We start from the raw sequence: 14,484 nt of genomic DNA, 5'->3' as shown, positions 1-14,484 counted from the left end.
GGTCATCGATTCGCGGCCTTGATCAGGTTGGACCCGATGATCAGTTGCTGAATCTCGCTGGTGCCCTCATACAGCCGCAGCAGACGGACATCGCGGTAGATGCGTTCGACCGGAACTCCGCGCATGTATCCACTGCCGCCGTGAATCTGCACCGCGAGATCGGCCACCTTACCGGCCATTTCGGTGCAGAATAGTTTCGCCGCCGACGGCGCGATCCGCCGATCCGCTCCGGAGACCCACATCCGTGCGGCGTCGCGCACCAATGCGCGGCCCGCCAGCACGCCGGTCTGCTGGTCGGCGAGCATCGCCTGGACCAGTTGAAAGCTGCCGATCGTCACACCGCCCTGGGTTGCGGTGGGTGCGTACGCCACGGACTCGTCGAGCGCACGTTGTGCGGCGCCCACCGCGATCGCGGCTATGTGTACCCGGCCGCGGGCCAACGAGGTCATTGCGGCTCGATAGCCGATGTCCTCGCTGCCGCCGACCAGCGCGGCGTCGTCAACCCGGACGTCGGTGAAGCTGACGTCAGCGGTCCACGCGCCTTCCTGGCCCATCTTGGCGTCCTTGGCGCCCACCTCGACACCGGCGCTCTGCGCGGGCACCAGGAACACGGCGATGCCCGGGCTCTTGTCGCTGGCGGGCCGAGTGCGCGCGAACACCACGAACAGGTCGGCGACGGGCGCATTGGTGATGAAACGCTTTTGCCCCGTAATCAGCCAATCATCGCCGTCGCGAACGGCTTTGGTGCGCAGGCCGGCGGGGCTGGATCCGGCTCCCGGTTCGGTCAGGGCAAAAGAGGCGACGACGTCGCCGGACGCGATGGGCTCCAACCAGCGCGCCTTCTGCTCATCGGTGCCGAACCCGACTAGCACTTGCCCGGCGATGCCGTTGTTGGTGCCGAACATCGACCGCACTGCCAGTGAGGTGTAGCCCAATTCCATGGCCAGCTCGACGTCCTGCACCAGATTCAGCCCAAGACCGCCCCACTGCGGCGGTATCGCGTATCCGAACAGTCCCATCTGTTTGGCCTGGTCACGTAGGTCTTCGGGAACCCGGTCCTCGTCGAGGATCTGCTGCTCACGCGGCAGCACAACCGAGCGAACGAAGTGGCGGGTCTGGGCCAGGATCTGCGCAAAGTCCTCGTCGGATACCTGGGGGGCGGTCATGGGCGGATGCTCCTTCTGGGGTGGGCGCCTGGGCACCGCTGTCACGGCAAGATCATATATGAAATATGTTTGACTGACCGAGAGCCTCCGAGGGCCAGAAGACGTAGGGAAGTGTGATGTCGGTGTCGTTGCTGAAAGGTCAGATCGCGGTAGTTACCGGTGGGGCCCAGGGCTTGGGCTTGGCGATCGCGGAGCGGTTCGTTTCGAGGGTGCTCGGGTAGTCCTTGGTGATGTGAACCTCGAGGCGACTGAGGCCGCGGCCAAGCAGTTCGGCGGCGGGGAGGTCGCGGTGGCGGTGCGGTGTGACGTGACCAAGGCCGACGAGGTCGAGACGCTGCTGCAGACCGCGCTGGAACGGTTCGGTGGCTTGGACATCATGGTCAACAACGCCGGCATCACTCGTGACGCGACGATGCGCAAAATGACCGAGGAGCAGTTCGATCAGGTCATCGATGTGCACCTGAAGGGCACCTGGAACGGCATCCGGCTGGCCGCGGCCATCATGCGTGAAAACAAGCGCGGCGCAATCGTCAATATGTCGTCGGTGTCGGGCAAGGTGGGGATGGTCGGCCAGACCAACTACTCCGCCGCCAAAGCCGGGATCGTCGGGATGACCAAGGCGGCCGCCAAAGAACTCGCCCACGTCGGTGTCCGGGTCAATGCCATCGCTCCGGGCTTGATCCGCTCGGCGATGACAGAAGCCATGCCGCAACGTATCTGGGACTAGAAGTTGGCTGAAGTGCCGATGGGGTGAGCCGGCGAACCCAGCGAAGTCGCTAGTGTTGCCTTGTTTTTGGCCTGCGATCTGTCCTCGTATATGACCGGCACCGTGCTGGACGTGACGGGAGGACGGTTCATATGAGTGCCGCTATGCGCCAGGCTGTCATCTGCGAACCCGTCCGCACACCGATCGGTCGCTACGGCGGAATGTTCAAGTCACACAGCGCTGTTGATCTGGGCGTCGTCGCGCTGCGCGGACTGCTTGATCGCACCGGCCTGGCGCCCGCTGCGGTCGGGGATGTGATCCTCGGGCACTGCTACCCCAGCAGCGAGGCCCCGGCCATCGGACGGGTGGTGGCGCTGGATGCCGGCCTGCCGGTGACGGTTCCCGGTATGCAGGTCGATCGGCGCTGCGGATCCGGGCTACAAGCGGTGATTCAGGCCTGCCAGCAAGTCAGCAGCGGCGATAGCGACCTCGTCGTTGCCGGAGGCTGCGAAAGCATGAGCAATGTCACTTTCTATTCCACCGATATGCGCTGGGGCGGTGCCCGCGGCGGAATACGCGTGCACGACGCACTGGCTCGCGGCCGCGTCACCGCGGGGGGAAGAAACTACCCGGTGCCGGGCGGGATGCTGGAGAACGCCGAGAATCTACGGCGTCAGTGCGGTATTTCGCGTTTGGAGCAAGACGAGCTGGCGGTGACATCGCATCAGCGTGCGGTCGCAGCCCAGAAGGATGGAATTTTCGCCGAGGAGACCATTGCCGTTCCGGTGCGAACGCGCCAAGGCGAGGAATTGATCGACACCGACGAACATCCACGCGCCGACACCTCGGTGGAGGCCCTGAGCGGGCTCAAACCCATTCTGCACCAAGATGATCCCGAAGCGAAGGTGACGGCGGGCAATGCCAGCGGGCAAAACGACGCCGCATCGATGTGCGTGTTGACCACACCGGAGAAGGCCGACGAGTACGGGCTGAGACCTTTGGTGCGTTTGGTGTCCTGGGGCCTGGCCGGGGTGGCGCCCGACGTCATGGGCATCGGTCCGGTACCAGCCACCGAGGCCGCGCTCGCCAAGGCGGCTCTGCGCTTGGCCGACATCGATCTGATCGAACTCAACGAGGCGTTTGCCGCCCAAGCGCTCGCGGTGATGCGGGAATGGAACTTCGGCGCCGCCGACCGCGACCGAACCAACGTGCACGGGTCGGGTATTTCGCTGGGCCACCCGGTGGGCGCGACCGGTGCCAGAATGCTGGCCACCCTGGCTCGTGAACTCACTCGCCGTCAGGCGCGCTACGGGCTGGAGACGATGTGTATCGGTGGCGGCCAGGGCCTGGCGGCGATCTTCGAGCGGGTCGGGTAGCCATGCCTGCCGGACTTGCCGCTGAGCGGCATTAGCGTTGTAGAGGTATTCAGCTTCGTCGCGGCGCCGCTGTGCGGCATGACGCTGAGCCAGCTGGGTGCGCAGGTTATCCGCGTCGACCCGATCGGCGGTGCCTCCGATATCCGCCGCTGGCCCTGGCGGCCAGCGGCACATCGATCTACTGGACCGGGCTGAACAAGGGCAAGCGTTCGGCCACCATCGATCTGCGCTCGGCAGCAGGACAGCGGCTGGTCCAGCGCCTCGTCCTGGAAGGCGACGGAGTCGTGGTGACCAATGCCAGCCTGCACTGGCTCAGCCACGAAGTATTGGCCGCCACGCGTTCTGACGTCATCCATCTGCAGTTGCTGGGACGGCGAGACGGCGGTACCGGGGTGGACTACACCGTCAACGCGGCGACCGGATTCCCGCTCGTCACCGGTCCGGCCGACCATGCCGGCCCGATCAACCATGTGCTGCCCGCGTGGGACGTTAGTTGTGGGCTCTACGCCGCGCTCGCCGTGGTTGCCGCGCTGTGCCGCCGCGACCAGACCGGGGCGGGAGCTCAGATCAGTTTGGCGTTGGAGGACGTGGCGCTGGCCACGGCGGGAAACCTGGGCCTGCTGACCGAGCCGCAGGTCAACGGTACCCAGCGTGAGCGGCTGGGTAACTCCATCTACGGCCAGTACGGCCAGGACTTCGCCAGCCGCGACGGGACATCGTTCATGGTCATCACGCTGACCCGTCGGCACTTTCGCGATCTGGTCGACGTGACCGGCACCGGTCCGGCGGTAACGGCGCTGGCCGAGGCGCTGGGGGTGGACTTCGATGCCGAAGGCGATCGATACCGATACCGCAGCGTGCTCAACGGTCTGTTCGCCGCCTGGTTCGCCGATCACACGGCCGAGCAGATCGGCGCGGCATTGTCAGCCACGACTGTGCTCTTCGAGCGGTACCGAACTTTCGCGGAGGTGGCAGCCGATCCGAAAGTGACTGCCAACCCGTTGTTTTCTCAACTGAGCCAGCCCGGTGTGGGGGACTACCTTGCTCCGGGCCTGCCGACCGCTTTCGACGGGTGTCACCCCGCAGGTGCGCCCTCCCCGGCGCTCGGAGAACACACCGCCGACGTGTTGACCGAGTACCTGGGTTTGACGACGGCAGATATCGCCCGTTTGGCCAGCGCCAAGACGATCGGCGGTCCAGACGGCCAGCAAGATAAGGAGTACGCGTGACCAAACTCGCTCAGACACTGGGCCTAACCGAACTACAGGCCGAGATTGTCGCGACGGTACGGCAATTCGTCGACAAGGAAGTGATTCCCAACGCGTCCGAGCTGGAACGCAAGGATGCCTATCCGCACGAGATTGTCGAGCAGATTCGTTCCATCGGCCTTTTCGGCCTGATGATTCCGGAGCAGTACGGCGGGCTGGGCGAGTCGCTGCTGACCTACGCGTTGTGCGTGGAGGAGCTGGCCCGTGGCTGGATGAGCGTGTCAGGTGTGCTCAACACCCACTTCATCGTGGCCTACATGCTGCGTCAGCATGGCACCGAGGAGCAGCGGCAACGCTTTCTGCCGCGGATGACCACCGGGGAGTCCCGCGGTGCGTTCTCGATGTCAGAGCCCGAACTGGGCTCCGATGTTGCCGCGATCCGCACCCGGGCCACGCGCGGCGCGGACGGCAACTACACCATTGACGGGCAGAAGATGTGGCTGACCAACGGTGGCAGTTCGACATTGGTAGCGGTGCTGGTGCGAACCGACGAAGGCGCTGCCCAGCCGCACCGCAACCTGACCGCATTTCTGGTCGAGAAGCCAACCGGGTTCGGGGAAGTGTTGCCGGGCCTGACAATTCCGGAAAAATCGACAAGCTGGGCTACAAAGGCATCGATACCACCGAACTCATATTCGATGGCTATCGGGCAACCGCTGACGACATCCTCGGTGGCACCCCGGGACAGGGTTTCTTTCAGATGATGGACGGAATCGAGGTCGGCCGGGTGAACGTATCGGCGCGAGCCTGCGGGGTTGGCCTGCGCGCCTTCGAGCTGGCGGTTCGCTACGCGCAGCAACGCCACACCTTCGGCAAGCCGATCGCCGAGCACCAGGCCATTTCATTCCAGTTGGCCGAGATGGCGACCAAGGTCGAGGCGGCACACCTGATGATGGTCCACGCGGCACGGCTGAAGGACTCCGGTGAGCGCAATGACGTCGCGGCTGGAATGGCTAAATATCTTGCCAGCGAATATTGTTCGGAAGTCACCCAGCAGAGCTTCCGCATCCACGGCGGCTACGGATACTCAAAGGAGTACGAGATCGAGCGGCTGATGCGTGATGCACCATTCCTGCTCATCGGCGAGCGCACCAGCGAAATTCAGAAGTCCATCATCAGCAAGCGGCTACTGCACGAGTACCGAGAGGGCTAGTAGGGCGATGACTGATCCGGAATTCGCGGCGCGGCCACAACTTCCCGACGACGTTGCGCGATACGTCCGCAAGAGGATATACGAAGGCAACTACGCCGCGGGCAAATACATACGGCTGGACCAGTTAGCGGCCGAGTTGGGGATTAGTGTCACACCGGTGCGTGAGGCGCTGTTCGCACTTCGCGCCGAAGGCCTGGTTGCCCAACAGCCGCATCGCGGCTTCGTGGTGTTGCCGCTGACCAAGCGCGACCTTGCCGATGTCGCATATGTGCAGGCTCACGTTGGCGGCGAGCTGGCGGCGCGGGCCGCGATCAACATCGGCGCCGCGCAGCTAGCTGAACTGCAGCAGATACAAGCGCAGCTCGAGGAAGCCTACGCCGCTGACGACGACGAGCGGACGGTCCGGTTGAACCACGAGTTCCACCGCGCCATCAATCTTGCTGCGGATTCTCCGCGGCTCTCCCAACTGATGTCACAGATCACCCGCTACCAACCCGAATCGGTGTTCCCCGGCATCGAGCACTGGCCCGCCCGGGCGGTCAAAGACCATCGGAGGGTGTTGGTGGCGCTGAAGAAACACGATGACAAGGCTGCCCGAACCGCGATGTCAGAACACCTCGCCTCCAGCGCAGTTCCGTTGATCGACCATCTCATCGCCCGGGGAGTGGTTGCGGAGTCGGCGCCTTCCGGGTCCGCGGCCGAGCGGGCCCGAGGGGGCTAGCGGTGCTGGCTCGGCCCCGTGGGCCGGACGGGAGGGTCACCCTTCGCGCGCCAGGCCTGCCGGTTGCTGCCCCGGTGTGGTGTTTGCTGGGTCCGGTCGAATATCCGCACCCAGTTTGGTGCGATCTGCGTGATGCATCGAGTCAAGATGCCTGCGAAACCTGGTTCATGCATCAGGTAAGGAATGCCCGCGAAATCGGGGTCAGGTGGTGGTCTTGCTTTTGATGCGGATGCCGGCTTTGAGGGCGGGTAGAGCGGCGGGTATGGCGGCGAGGTAGAGCTGTTCGGTCTTGTCTTTGGCGAGTCTGAGCAGGGCGGCTTGCAGGTCGGCGATCTGGTGGGCGATCGCGGCGGGGTTGAGGCTGTTGCGGTAGGTGAGCAGCTCTGTTTGTTGGGCCGCTGAGAGGACTCCGGCGGCCAGCAGCCGGTCCAGGGGGGTCTGGGGCTTGTCGTAGAGCCGGCGGCGGTGACCGTCGCGGCTGCAGCCGTAGCTGATGGGTTTGATGGTGGGGGTCAGGTAGTTGAGCCGGTCGTTGACCAGGTGCCACAGCCGGTTGAGCACGGCGCGTTCTTCGTCGGTGTCGTAGCGGTAGTAGAACCCGTAGCGACGCACGAGGTGGTTGTTTTTGGACTCGATGGTGGCCTGGTCGTTCTTCTTGTAGGGTCGTGAGCGGGTGAAGAAGATCTCCATGTCCGCGGCCCACTTGATGACCGCCTTATTGAGGAATTCGGTGCCGTTGTCGAAGTCCAAACCCGTTACCTTATAGGGATTTTAGTAATTCCGGTTTTGAGGGCGCCCAGGATGTGGGTGGGCGTTGTTGCGCACCGTGCGGGTGAACACCCAGCCGATGTGCATGTCGGTGAGGTTGACCGTGCGGGCGAACTCACCTTTCAGTGTCGGGCCGCAGTGCGCCACGGTGTCGCCTTCGAAGAACCCCGGAGATTCTTCGGCCTCATCGCCTGCTTTGCAGATGGTGATCGAGGACCGCAGCAGCGGGGAGGGTTTCGTCGTCGACACACCCGAGATCTGGTCGCGGGCCTTGGCGCCGCGCAGGTAGCGGTCGATCGTGGCGCTGCTCATCGCCAACAGCTCGGCACGCACCGCCGGGCCGTAACGGTCACGGCCGTCCACCAGTTCGCCGTGGCGTTCTAGAGCATCCAACTGAAGTGCCATGGAAGCGGCCAGGTACCGGCCGCACTGCCCGCCTGAGGCCGCCCACACCTTCTGCAACACCTTGAGCGCATCCTAGGAGTACTTCGGATTGCGTTGCCGGCGAGTCCGTTTGGCGACCTGCCGACCCGCTCCCGGCGGCGCGGCCGCCGCCCTCAACCGCCGCCGGGCGTTGTCACGCGACCAGCCGGTGACCGCCACCACCTGATCCAGAATCTGCCCTTGTCCGCCTTCGGCGCCCCACATACGCCCTGGCGAACTTCGCGGTGATCTCGGCCCGAGACGACATCGACAGCCCACTTCCCATGCCTGCTGAGGATCGACCGTTTCGCGGGCATTTTTACGTGATCCACCGAGGACGCTTCACGGCATTTCTCGTGATGCTTGCCGGCATCTTGACTTGATGCATCACGCGATGCCCGGCGGCGCCGGTGCTGGTGCGGTCGGGCGCGCTGGTGTGAATCGGCCCCGCGGGCTCGCGATGGCGAGGATGCGGCGATGTGATGCAGATGTGATGGTTGTGGCCAACGTGTCATGTGTTGCTTGTGAAGTAATCTGGGGCATGTGTCGGTTTCGCGGCGTCAGGTGCTCAAATTCGCGGCGGCGACGCCCGGGCTGGTAGACCTGGGGGCTGCTGCCGCGTCGTTGCGCGCTGCGCCGGTGTCGGCGGCGTCGCTGGGCACCCTGCTGGACTATGCCGCGGGCGTCATTCCGGCCAGTCAGATCAGGGCCGCCGGCGCGGTCGGGTCGATCCGATATGTCTCCGACCGTCGGCCCGGCGGAGCCTGGATGCTCGGTAAGCCGATCCAAATCGGTGAGGCGCGCGATCTGGTCGGTAATGGGCTCAAGGTCGTCTCCTGTTATCAGTACGGGAAGGGAGCACCTCGGACTGGCTGGGTGGTGCTGCCGCGGGCGTACAGCACGCCAGGCGCGGCGTGGAGCTGCACACGGCGGCCGGCGGCCCGCCAAGTGCCCCCATCTATGCCTCAGTCGACGACAACCCGTCTTACGAGCAGTACAAGAACCAGATAGTTCCGTATCTGCGGGCCTGGGAGTCGGATCGGCCATCAGCGCACCGGTGTGTACGCCAACTCGAAGACGATCGACTGGGCGGTGCGCGACGGCCTGGGCTCCTACTTCTGGCAGCACAACTGGGGCTCGCCGAAGGGATACACGCACCCGGCCGCCAATTTGCACCAGGTCGAGATCGACAAGCGCAAAGTTGGCGGAGTCGGCGTGGACATCAACGAGATCCTCAAGCCCCAGTTTGGGCGGCCTGACCTTCGGCCTGGCCACCCCTTGGGGCCATCACTCCAGCAAACACTTGTTCGCTCGCTGGGCAGCGCTGTCCGCGCCGATGCCCGCGCGCTGAAACGGCTGAGACGATGTCGCACGGTGGCCTTGGCGCTAACTTTTAACATAACGATTTGGTAACAATACTGCCTTGATCAGCGCAGTTATAGCTACTCAGGCGTAACCACCTGCATGCAGGACGTTTGTTCGGCATGCCTGTGCCGTCGGTTAAACGCGGTGTTACCCATGACACGGTTACCCGTGCGTAGAACTCGCCAGTAACTTATTGGCGTCAAAAGAGTGGACGGATCCTTATGACACTCTTATATGGCCGATGCAGTCCGTCGCGCCGCCCGATCCATGGGCCGGCCCGCCGACAACACACCGGTTACAGGATTTTTCGGCTGCGATTCGACGCGGAATCGAGCAACCCCCGCAGGGAGTCCGGGCGGCCGAACGAGCTGAGATGTACAGACGCACAAACAGGAGATGTTGAACGTGACGATCCACGAGCACGACCGGGTGTCAGCTGACCGCGACGAGACTGGCCCGCACAGCACCCATGCTCTGGTCGATCGTCTGACCACGGGTGAGCCATTCGCGGTGGCATTCGGGGGACAGGGCAGCGCCTGGCTCGAGACTCTCGAGGAACTGGTTTCGGCGGCCGGAATCGAATCAGAACTGGCCGCCCTGGTGGGCGAGGTCGAGCTGCTGCTCGAGCCGGTGTCCAAGGAACTGGTTGTGGTCCGCCCGATCGGTTTCGAGCCGCTGCAGTGGGTACGTGCGCTGGCTGCTGAGGATCCAGTCCCGTCCGACAAGCACCTGACATCGTCGGCGGTGTCGTTGCCGGGCGTGCTGCTCACCCAGGTCGCAGCCGTCCGCGCCTTGGCGCGCCAGGGTATGGACCTGATTGCGACCCCTCCGGTGGTGTCGGTGGGGCACTCGCAGGGCGTGCTGGCGGTGGAGGCACTCAACGCCGGTGGGGTGCGCGACGTGGAGCTGTTGGCCCTGGCTCAGCTGATCGGTGCGGCGGGAACGCTGGTGGCCCGGCGACGTGGGATATCTGTCCTCGGTGATCGCCCGCCGATGGTTGCGGTCACCAACGCCGACCCCGAGCGCATCCAGCAGCTGCTGGAGGACTTCGCCCAGGACGTGCGCACCGTGCTTCCGCCCGTGCTGTCCATCCGCAACGGTCGGCGTTCGCTCGTCATCACCGGCACCCCCGAGCAGTTGTCTCGCTTCGAGCTGTATTGCCGCCAGATATCGGAGAAAGAAGAAGCCGAGCGCAAGACCAAGATCCGCGGCGGCGATGTCTTCGCGCCCGTGTTCGATCCGGTAAAGGTCGAGGTGGGCTTCCACACTCCGCGGCTGGCGGACGGAATTGACATTGTGGGCGGCTGGGCCGAAAAGGTTGGCCTCGACGTCGCCCTGGCCCGCCAGCTGGCCGAGGCGATCCTGGTTGACACGGTGGACTGGGTCAGCGACATCAACCGGGTCCACGAGGCCGGCGCACGCTGGATCCTGGACCTAGGGCCCGGTGATATCCTGACCCGGCTGACCGCGCCGGTGATCCGGGGCTTGGGCATCGGCATCGTGCCCGCGGCAACGCGCGGCGGCCAGCGCAACCTCTTCACCGTCGGAGCCACGCCCGAGGTTGCCAGGGCCTGGTCGAGTTATGCCCCGACCGCTGTTCGTCTCCCCGACGGCAGGGTGAAGCTCTCGACGAAGTTCACTCGGCTGACCGGTCGGTCGCCGATCCTGCTCGCGGGCATGACGCCCACCACCGTGGACGCCAAGATCGTCGCCGCGGCGGCCAACGCTGGGCACTGGGCCGAGCTGGCCGGCGGCGGGCAGGTCACCGAGGAGATCTTCGCCGACCGCATCAACGAGATGTCCGGTCTGCTCGAGCCGGGGCGCACCTATCAGTTCAATGCATTGTTCCTCGATCCCTACCTGTGGAAGCTCCAGCTCGGTGGCAAGCGGCTGGTGCAAAAGGCGCGCCAGTCCGGCGCGGCAATCGATGGTGTGGTGATCAGCGCGGGCATCCCGGACCTCGAAGAAGCCGTCGAGCTGATCGACGAACTCAACGACATCGGAATCAGCCACGTGGTGTTCAAGCCCGGCACCATCGAGCAGATCCGCTCGGTGATCCGCATTGCCACCGAGGTGCCCACCAAGCCGGTTATCATGCACGTCGAAGGTGGGCGCGCCGGTGGCCACCATTCCTGGGAAGACCTCGACGACCTGTTGCTGGCGACCTATTCGGAGTTGCGGTCGCGCGCCAACATCACCGTCTGCGTCGGCGGTGGCATCGGTACCCCGGAGCGCGCGGCCGAGTACCTGTCCGGGCGCTGGGCGCAGGCCTATGGCTTCCCGCTGATGCCGATCGACGGGATCCTGGTCGGCACCGCCGCCATGGCCGCACTGGAGGCCACCACCTCGCCGTCGGTCAAGAAGATGCTGGTCGAAACCCAGGGCACCGGCGAGTGGATCGGCGCCGGAAAAGCTCAGGGCGGCATGGCTTCCAGCCGTAGCCAGCTCGGTGCGGACATCCACGAGATCGACAACAGCGCGTCGCGTTGCGGGCAGCTGCTCGACGAGGTGGCCGGAGACGCGGATGCGGTCGCCGAGCGTCGCGACGAGATCATCGCCGCGATGGCCAAGACCGCCAAGCCTTACTTCGGCGACATCGCCGACATGACATATCTGCAGTGGCTGCAGCGCTACGTCGAACTGGCTATCGGCGAAGGCAATTCGACTGCCGACACCGCCGCGCCGGGCAGCCCGTGGCTGGCCGACACCTGGCGAGACCGGTTCCAGCAGATGCTGCAGCGCGCCGAAGCGCGTTTGCACCCACAGGATTTCGGTCCCATCGAGACCGCATTCGCCGATCCGGCGCTGCTGGAGAATCCGACGCAGACCATCGCCGCGCTGCTGGCCCGTTACCCGGACGCCGAGACCGTCCAGCTGCACCCGGCGGACGTGCCGTTCTTTGTGACGCTGTGCAAGACCCTTGGCAAGCCGGTCAACTTTGTGCCCGTCATCGACAAGGACGTTCGGCGCTGGTGGCGCAGTGACTCGCTGTGGCAGGCCCATGACGCCCGCTACGACGCTGACCAGGTGTGCATCATTCCCGGCCCCGCGGCGGTCGCCGGTATCACCCGGATGGACGAGCCGGTCGGTGAGCTGCTGGACCGCTTCGAGCGGGCCGCCATCGATGAGGTGCTCGGTAGCGACGGTGACGCGAAGGCGGTCACATCGCGCCGGTTGGGCCGTCCCGATGTGACCGGGCCGCTCGCCGTTGTGCTGGATGCCCCGGACGTTTTGTGGGCCGGGCGTACCGCGACGAATCCGGTCCACCGGATCGCCGACCCGAGCGAGTGGCAGGTCCACGACGGACCCGAAAGTCCCCGCGCCACGCACGTCCACTGGCGCTCGGCTGCAAGTCCAGGGCAGCGACGTGGTATTGAGTGTGCCGGTTTCGGCCACCTGGATCGACATCCGGTTCACCCTGCCCGCCAACACCGTTGACGGCGGCATCCCGGTGGTCTCCACCGACGACGCCACCACCGCGATGCGCTCGGTGCTGGCGATCGCGGCCGTGTGGACGGGCCGGAGTCATTGCCCCGGTAACCGATGGAACGGCGACGGTGACCGTCGACTGGGACCCGAGAAGGTGGCCGACCACACCGGGGTCACGGCCACTTTCGGTGAGCCGCTGGCACCTAGCCTCACAACCGTTCCGGACGCACTGGTCGGGCAGTGCTGGCCGGCGGTTTTCGCAGCGATCGGTTCCGCGGTGACCGACAGCGGTGTGCCGGTGGTGGAGGGGCTGCTCAGCCTGGTCCACCTCGACCATGCGGCTCGCGTGGTCGGCGATTTGCCCAAGATTCCTGCCCAATTGACCGTTACGGCAACGGCTTCCAATGCCACCGACACCGACATGGGTCGTGTGGTGCCGGTCTCGGTGACAGTTGCCGGGCCCGACGGTGCGACGATCGCCACTCTCGAAGAGCGGTTCGCGATCCTGGGCCGTACCGGAACCGCTGAACTCAGCGACCCGGTTCGGGCCGGTGGCACGGTATCGGAGAACGCCACCGACACCCCGCGGCGCCGTCGCCGCGACGTCACCCTCACGGCGCCCGTGGATATGCGTCCGTTTGCGGTGGTGTCCGGCGACCACAATCCCATCCACACCGATCGTTCCGCGGCGTTGCTGGCGGGCTTGAATCGCCCATCGTGCACGGCATGTGGTTGTCGGCCGCAGCGCAGCACACCGTGACCGCCACCGACGGGAAAGCTCGCCCGCCGGCCCGCCTGGTCGGGTGGACCGCGCGTTTCCTGGGCATGGTGCGCCCCGGTGACGATGTGGACTTCCGTGTCGAGCGCGTTGGAATCGACCAGGGCGCAGAGGTTCTGGAAGTGTCAGCGCGCATCGGTTCGGATCTGGTGATGTCGGCGTCCGCACGACTGGCCGCGCCGAAGACCGTCTATGCATTCCCGGGTCAGGGTATTCAGCACAAAGGCATGGGCATGGAGGTCCGAGCACGCCCAAGGCGGCCCGTAAGGTGTGGGACACCGCGGACAGGTTCACCCGCGACACGCTGGGTTTCTCGGTGCTGCACGGGTTCGGGACAATCCGACCAGCCTCATCGCCAGCGGTGTGCACTACCATCACCCCGACGGGGTGTTGTACCTGACGCAGTTCACCCAGGTTGCGATGGCCACCGTGGCGGCCGCGCAGGTGGCCGAAATGCGTGAGCAGGGTGCCTTTGTTGAGGGCGCGATCGCCTGTGGACACTCGGTGGGTGAGTACACCGCACTGGCCTGCGTGACGGGTATCTACGAACTAGAAGCCCTGTTGGAGATGGTGTTCCACCGCGGCTCGAAGATGCACGACATCGTGCCTCGTGACGAGCTGGGGCGGTCCAACTACCGGCTGGCGGCCATCCGGCCGTCGCAGATCGACCTCGATGACAACGACGTTCCGGCCTTCGTCGCCGAGATCGCCGAGAGCACCGGTGAGTTCCTGGAGATCGTGAACTTCAACCTGCGCGGGTCGCAATACGCGATCGCGGGCACGGTGCGGGCTGGAGGCGCTGGAGGCTGAAGTGGAGCGGCGCCGTGAACTCAGCGGCGGACGACGCTCGTTCATCCTGGTGCCCGGCATCGACGTTCCGTTCCACTCGCGGGTGCTGCGGGTTGGTGTCGCGGAGTTCCGCCGTTCGCTGGACCGCGTGATGCCGCGCGACGCCGATCCGGACCTGATCATCGGGCGCTACATCCCCAACCTGGTGCCGCGGCTGTTCAACCTGGACCGTGACTTCATCCAGGAGATCCGGGATCTGGTGCCGGCCGAGCCGCTCGACGAGATCCTGGCCGACTACGACACCTGGATTCGGGAGCGCCCGCGAGAGCTGGCGCTCACCGTCTTCATCGAGCTGCTGGCATGGCAGTTCGCCAGTCCGGTGCGCTGGATTGAGACCCAGGATCTGCTCTTCATCGAGGAGGCCGGCGGGCCTCGGCGTGGAGCGGTTCGTCGAGATCGGCGTGAAGACCTCGCCGACCGTGGCGGGTCTGGCTACCAACACGCTAAAGCTGCCCGAATACGCCCACAGCACAGTGGAAGTG

General features: G+C 65.3%; 7 protein-coding genes and 5 pseudogenes. 8 read left to right on the top strand and 4 right to left on the bottom strand.

The features are described 5' to 3' along the window. Positions 1 to 2 precede the first annotated feature (2 nt). Positions 3 to 1,166: an acyl-CoA dehydrogenase family protein gene (locus G6N41_RS00050; RefSeq protein ID WP_198966237.1), complete on the bottom strand. Its 1,164-nt coding sequence runs from the start codon at positions 1,164 to 1,166 to the stop codon at positions 3 to 5. A gap of 116 nt (positions 1,167 to 1,282) precedes the next feature. Between G6N41_RS00050 and fabG the strand changes: the two are divergent. From fabG to G6N41_RS00025, 5 genes and pseudogenes are all read left to right on the top strand, one after another. Further along, positions 1,283 to 2,028, top strand: a pseudogene (gene fabG, locus G6N41_RS00045) (3-oxoacyl-ACP reductase FabG). Beyond that, a complete protein-coding gene (locus tag G6N41_RS00040) occupies positions 2,025 to 3,248 on the top strand; it encodes an acetyl-CoA C-acetyltransferase (RefSeq protein ID WP_198966236.1) in 1,224 nt (407 codons plus the stop codon). Before fabG ends, G6N41_RS00040 begins: the two are co-directional and overlap by 4 nt. Positions 3,249 to 3,326: 78 nt before the next feature. Continuing rightward, positions 3,327 to 4,477, top strand: a pseudogene (locus tag G6N41_RS00035) (CoA transferase). Beyond that, positions 4,474 to 5,669 (top strand): annotated as a pseudogene (locus G6N41_RS00030) (acyl-CoA dehydrogenase family protein). The pseudogenes G6N41_RS00035 and G6N41_RS00030 overlap by 4 nt, the downstream one beginning before the upstream one ends. A 7-nt stretch (positions 5,670 to 5,676) precedes the next feature. Then, positions 5,677 to 6,390: a GntR family transcriptional regulator gene (locus G6N41_RS00025; RefSeq protein WP_198966234.1), complete on the top strand. Its 714-nt coding sequence runs from the start codon at positions 5,677 to 5,679 to the stop codon at positions 6,388 to 6,390. A gap of 201 nt (positions 6,391 to 6,591) precedes the next feature. On the opposite strand, the gene G6N41_RS00020 is transcribed toward G6N41_RS00025, so the two are convergent. The 3 genes from G6N41_RS00020 to G6N41_RS29370 all read right to left on the bottom strand — a co-directional run bounded on the left by G6N41_RS00020 (position 6,592) and on the right by G6N41_RS29370 (position 7,764). Further along, on the bottom strand, positions 6,592 to 7,140 hold the full coding sequence (locus G6N41_RS00020) for a hypothetical protein (protein ID WP_231608476.1): 549 nt from the start codon (positions 7,138 to 7,140) through the stop codon (positions 6,592 to 6,594). A 21-nt stretch (positions 7,141 to 7,161) separates the two neighbouring features. Continuing rightward, the gene (locus tag G6N41_RS00015; protein WP_198966238.1) at positions 7,162 to 7,563 is read right to left on the bottom strand and encodes a hypothetical protein; all 402 of its coding nucleotides are present in this window, start codon (positions 7,561 to 7,563) and stop codon (positions 7,162 to 7,164) included. Positions 7,564 to 7,635: 72 nt separating this feature from the next. Beyond that, the gene (locus G6N41_RS29370; RefSeq protein ID WP_259594201.1) at positions 7,636 to 7,764 is read right to left on the bottom strand and encodes a hypothetical protein; all 129 of its coding nucleotides are present in this window, start codon (positions 7,762 to 7,764) and stop codon (positions 7,636 to 7,638) included. 360 nt (positions 7,765 to 8,124) lie between these two features. Here G6N41_RS29370 and G6N41_RS29365 point away from each other — a divergent pair. From G6N41_RS29365 to G6N41_RS00005, 3 genes and pseudogenes are all read left to right on the top strand, one after another. Then, positions 8,125 to 8,558: pseudogene (locus tag G6N41_RS29365) on the top strand (DUF1906 domain-containing protein); the annotation flags it as partial. Between the two features lie 40 nt (positions 8,559 to 8,598). Further along, entirely contained in the window at positions 8,599 to 8,994 is a 396-nt protein-coding gene (locus G6N41_RS29355; protein WP_407663854.1) for a glycoside hydrolase domain-containing protein, read from the top strand. 357 nt (positions 8,995 to 9,351) lie between these two features. After that, positions 9,352 to 14,484 (top strand): annotated as a pseudogene (locus G6N41_RS00005) (fatty acid synthase subunit beta domain-containing protein); the annotation flags it as partial.

Origin of the sequence: Mycobacterium shottsii, from assembly GCF_010728525.1 — a bacterium.
Lineage (GTDB): Bacteria > Actinomycetota > Actinomycetes > Mycobacteriales > Mycobacteriaceae > Mycobacterium > Mycobacterium marinum.
Note: the sequence above shows the minus strand (reverse complement) of the source record. Positions and strands in the feature narration are given on the sequence as shown.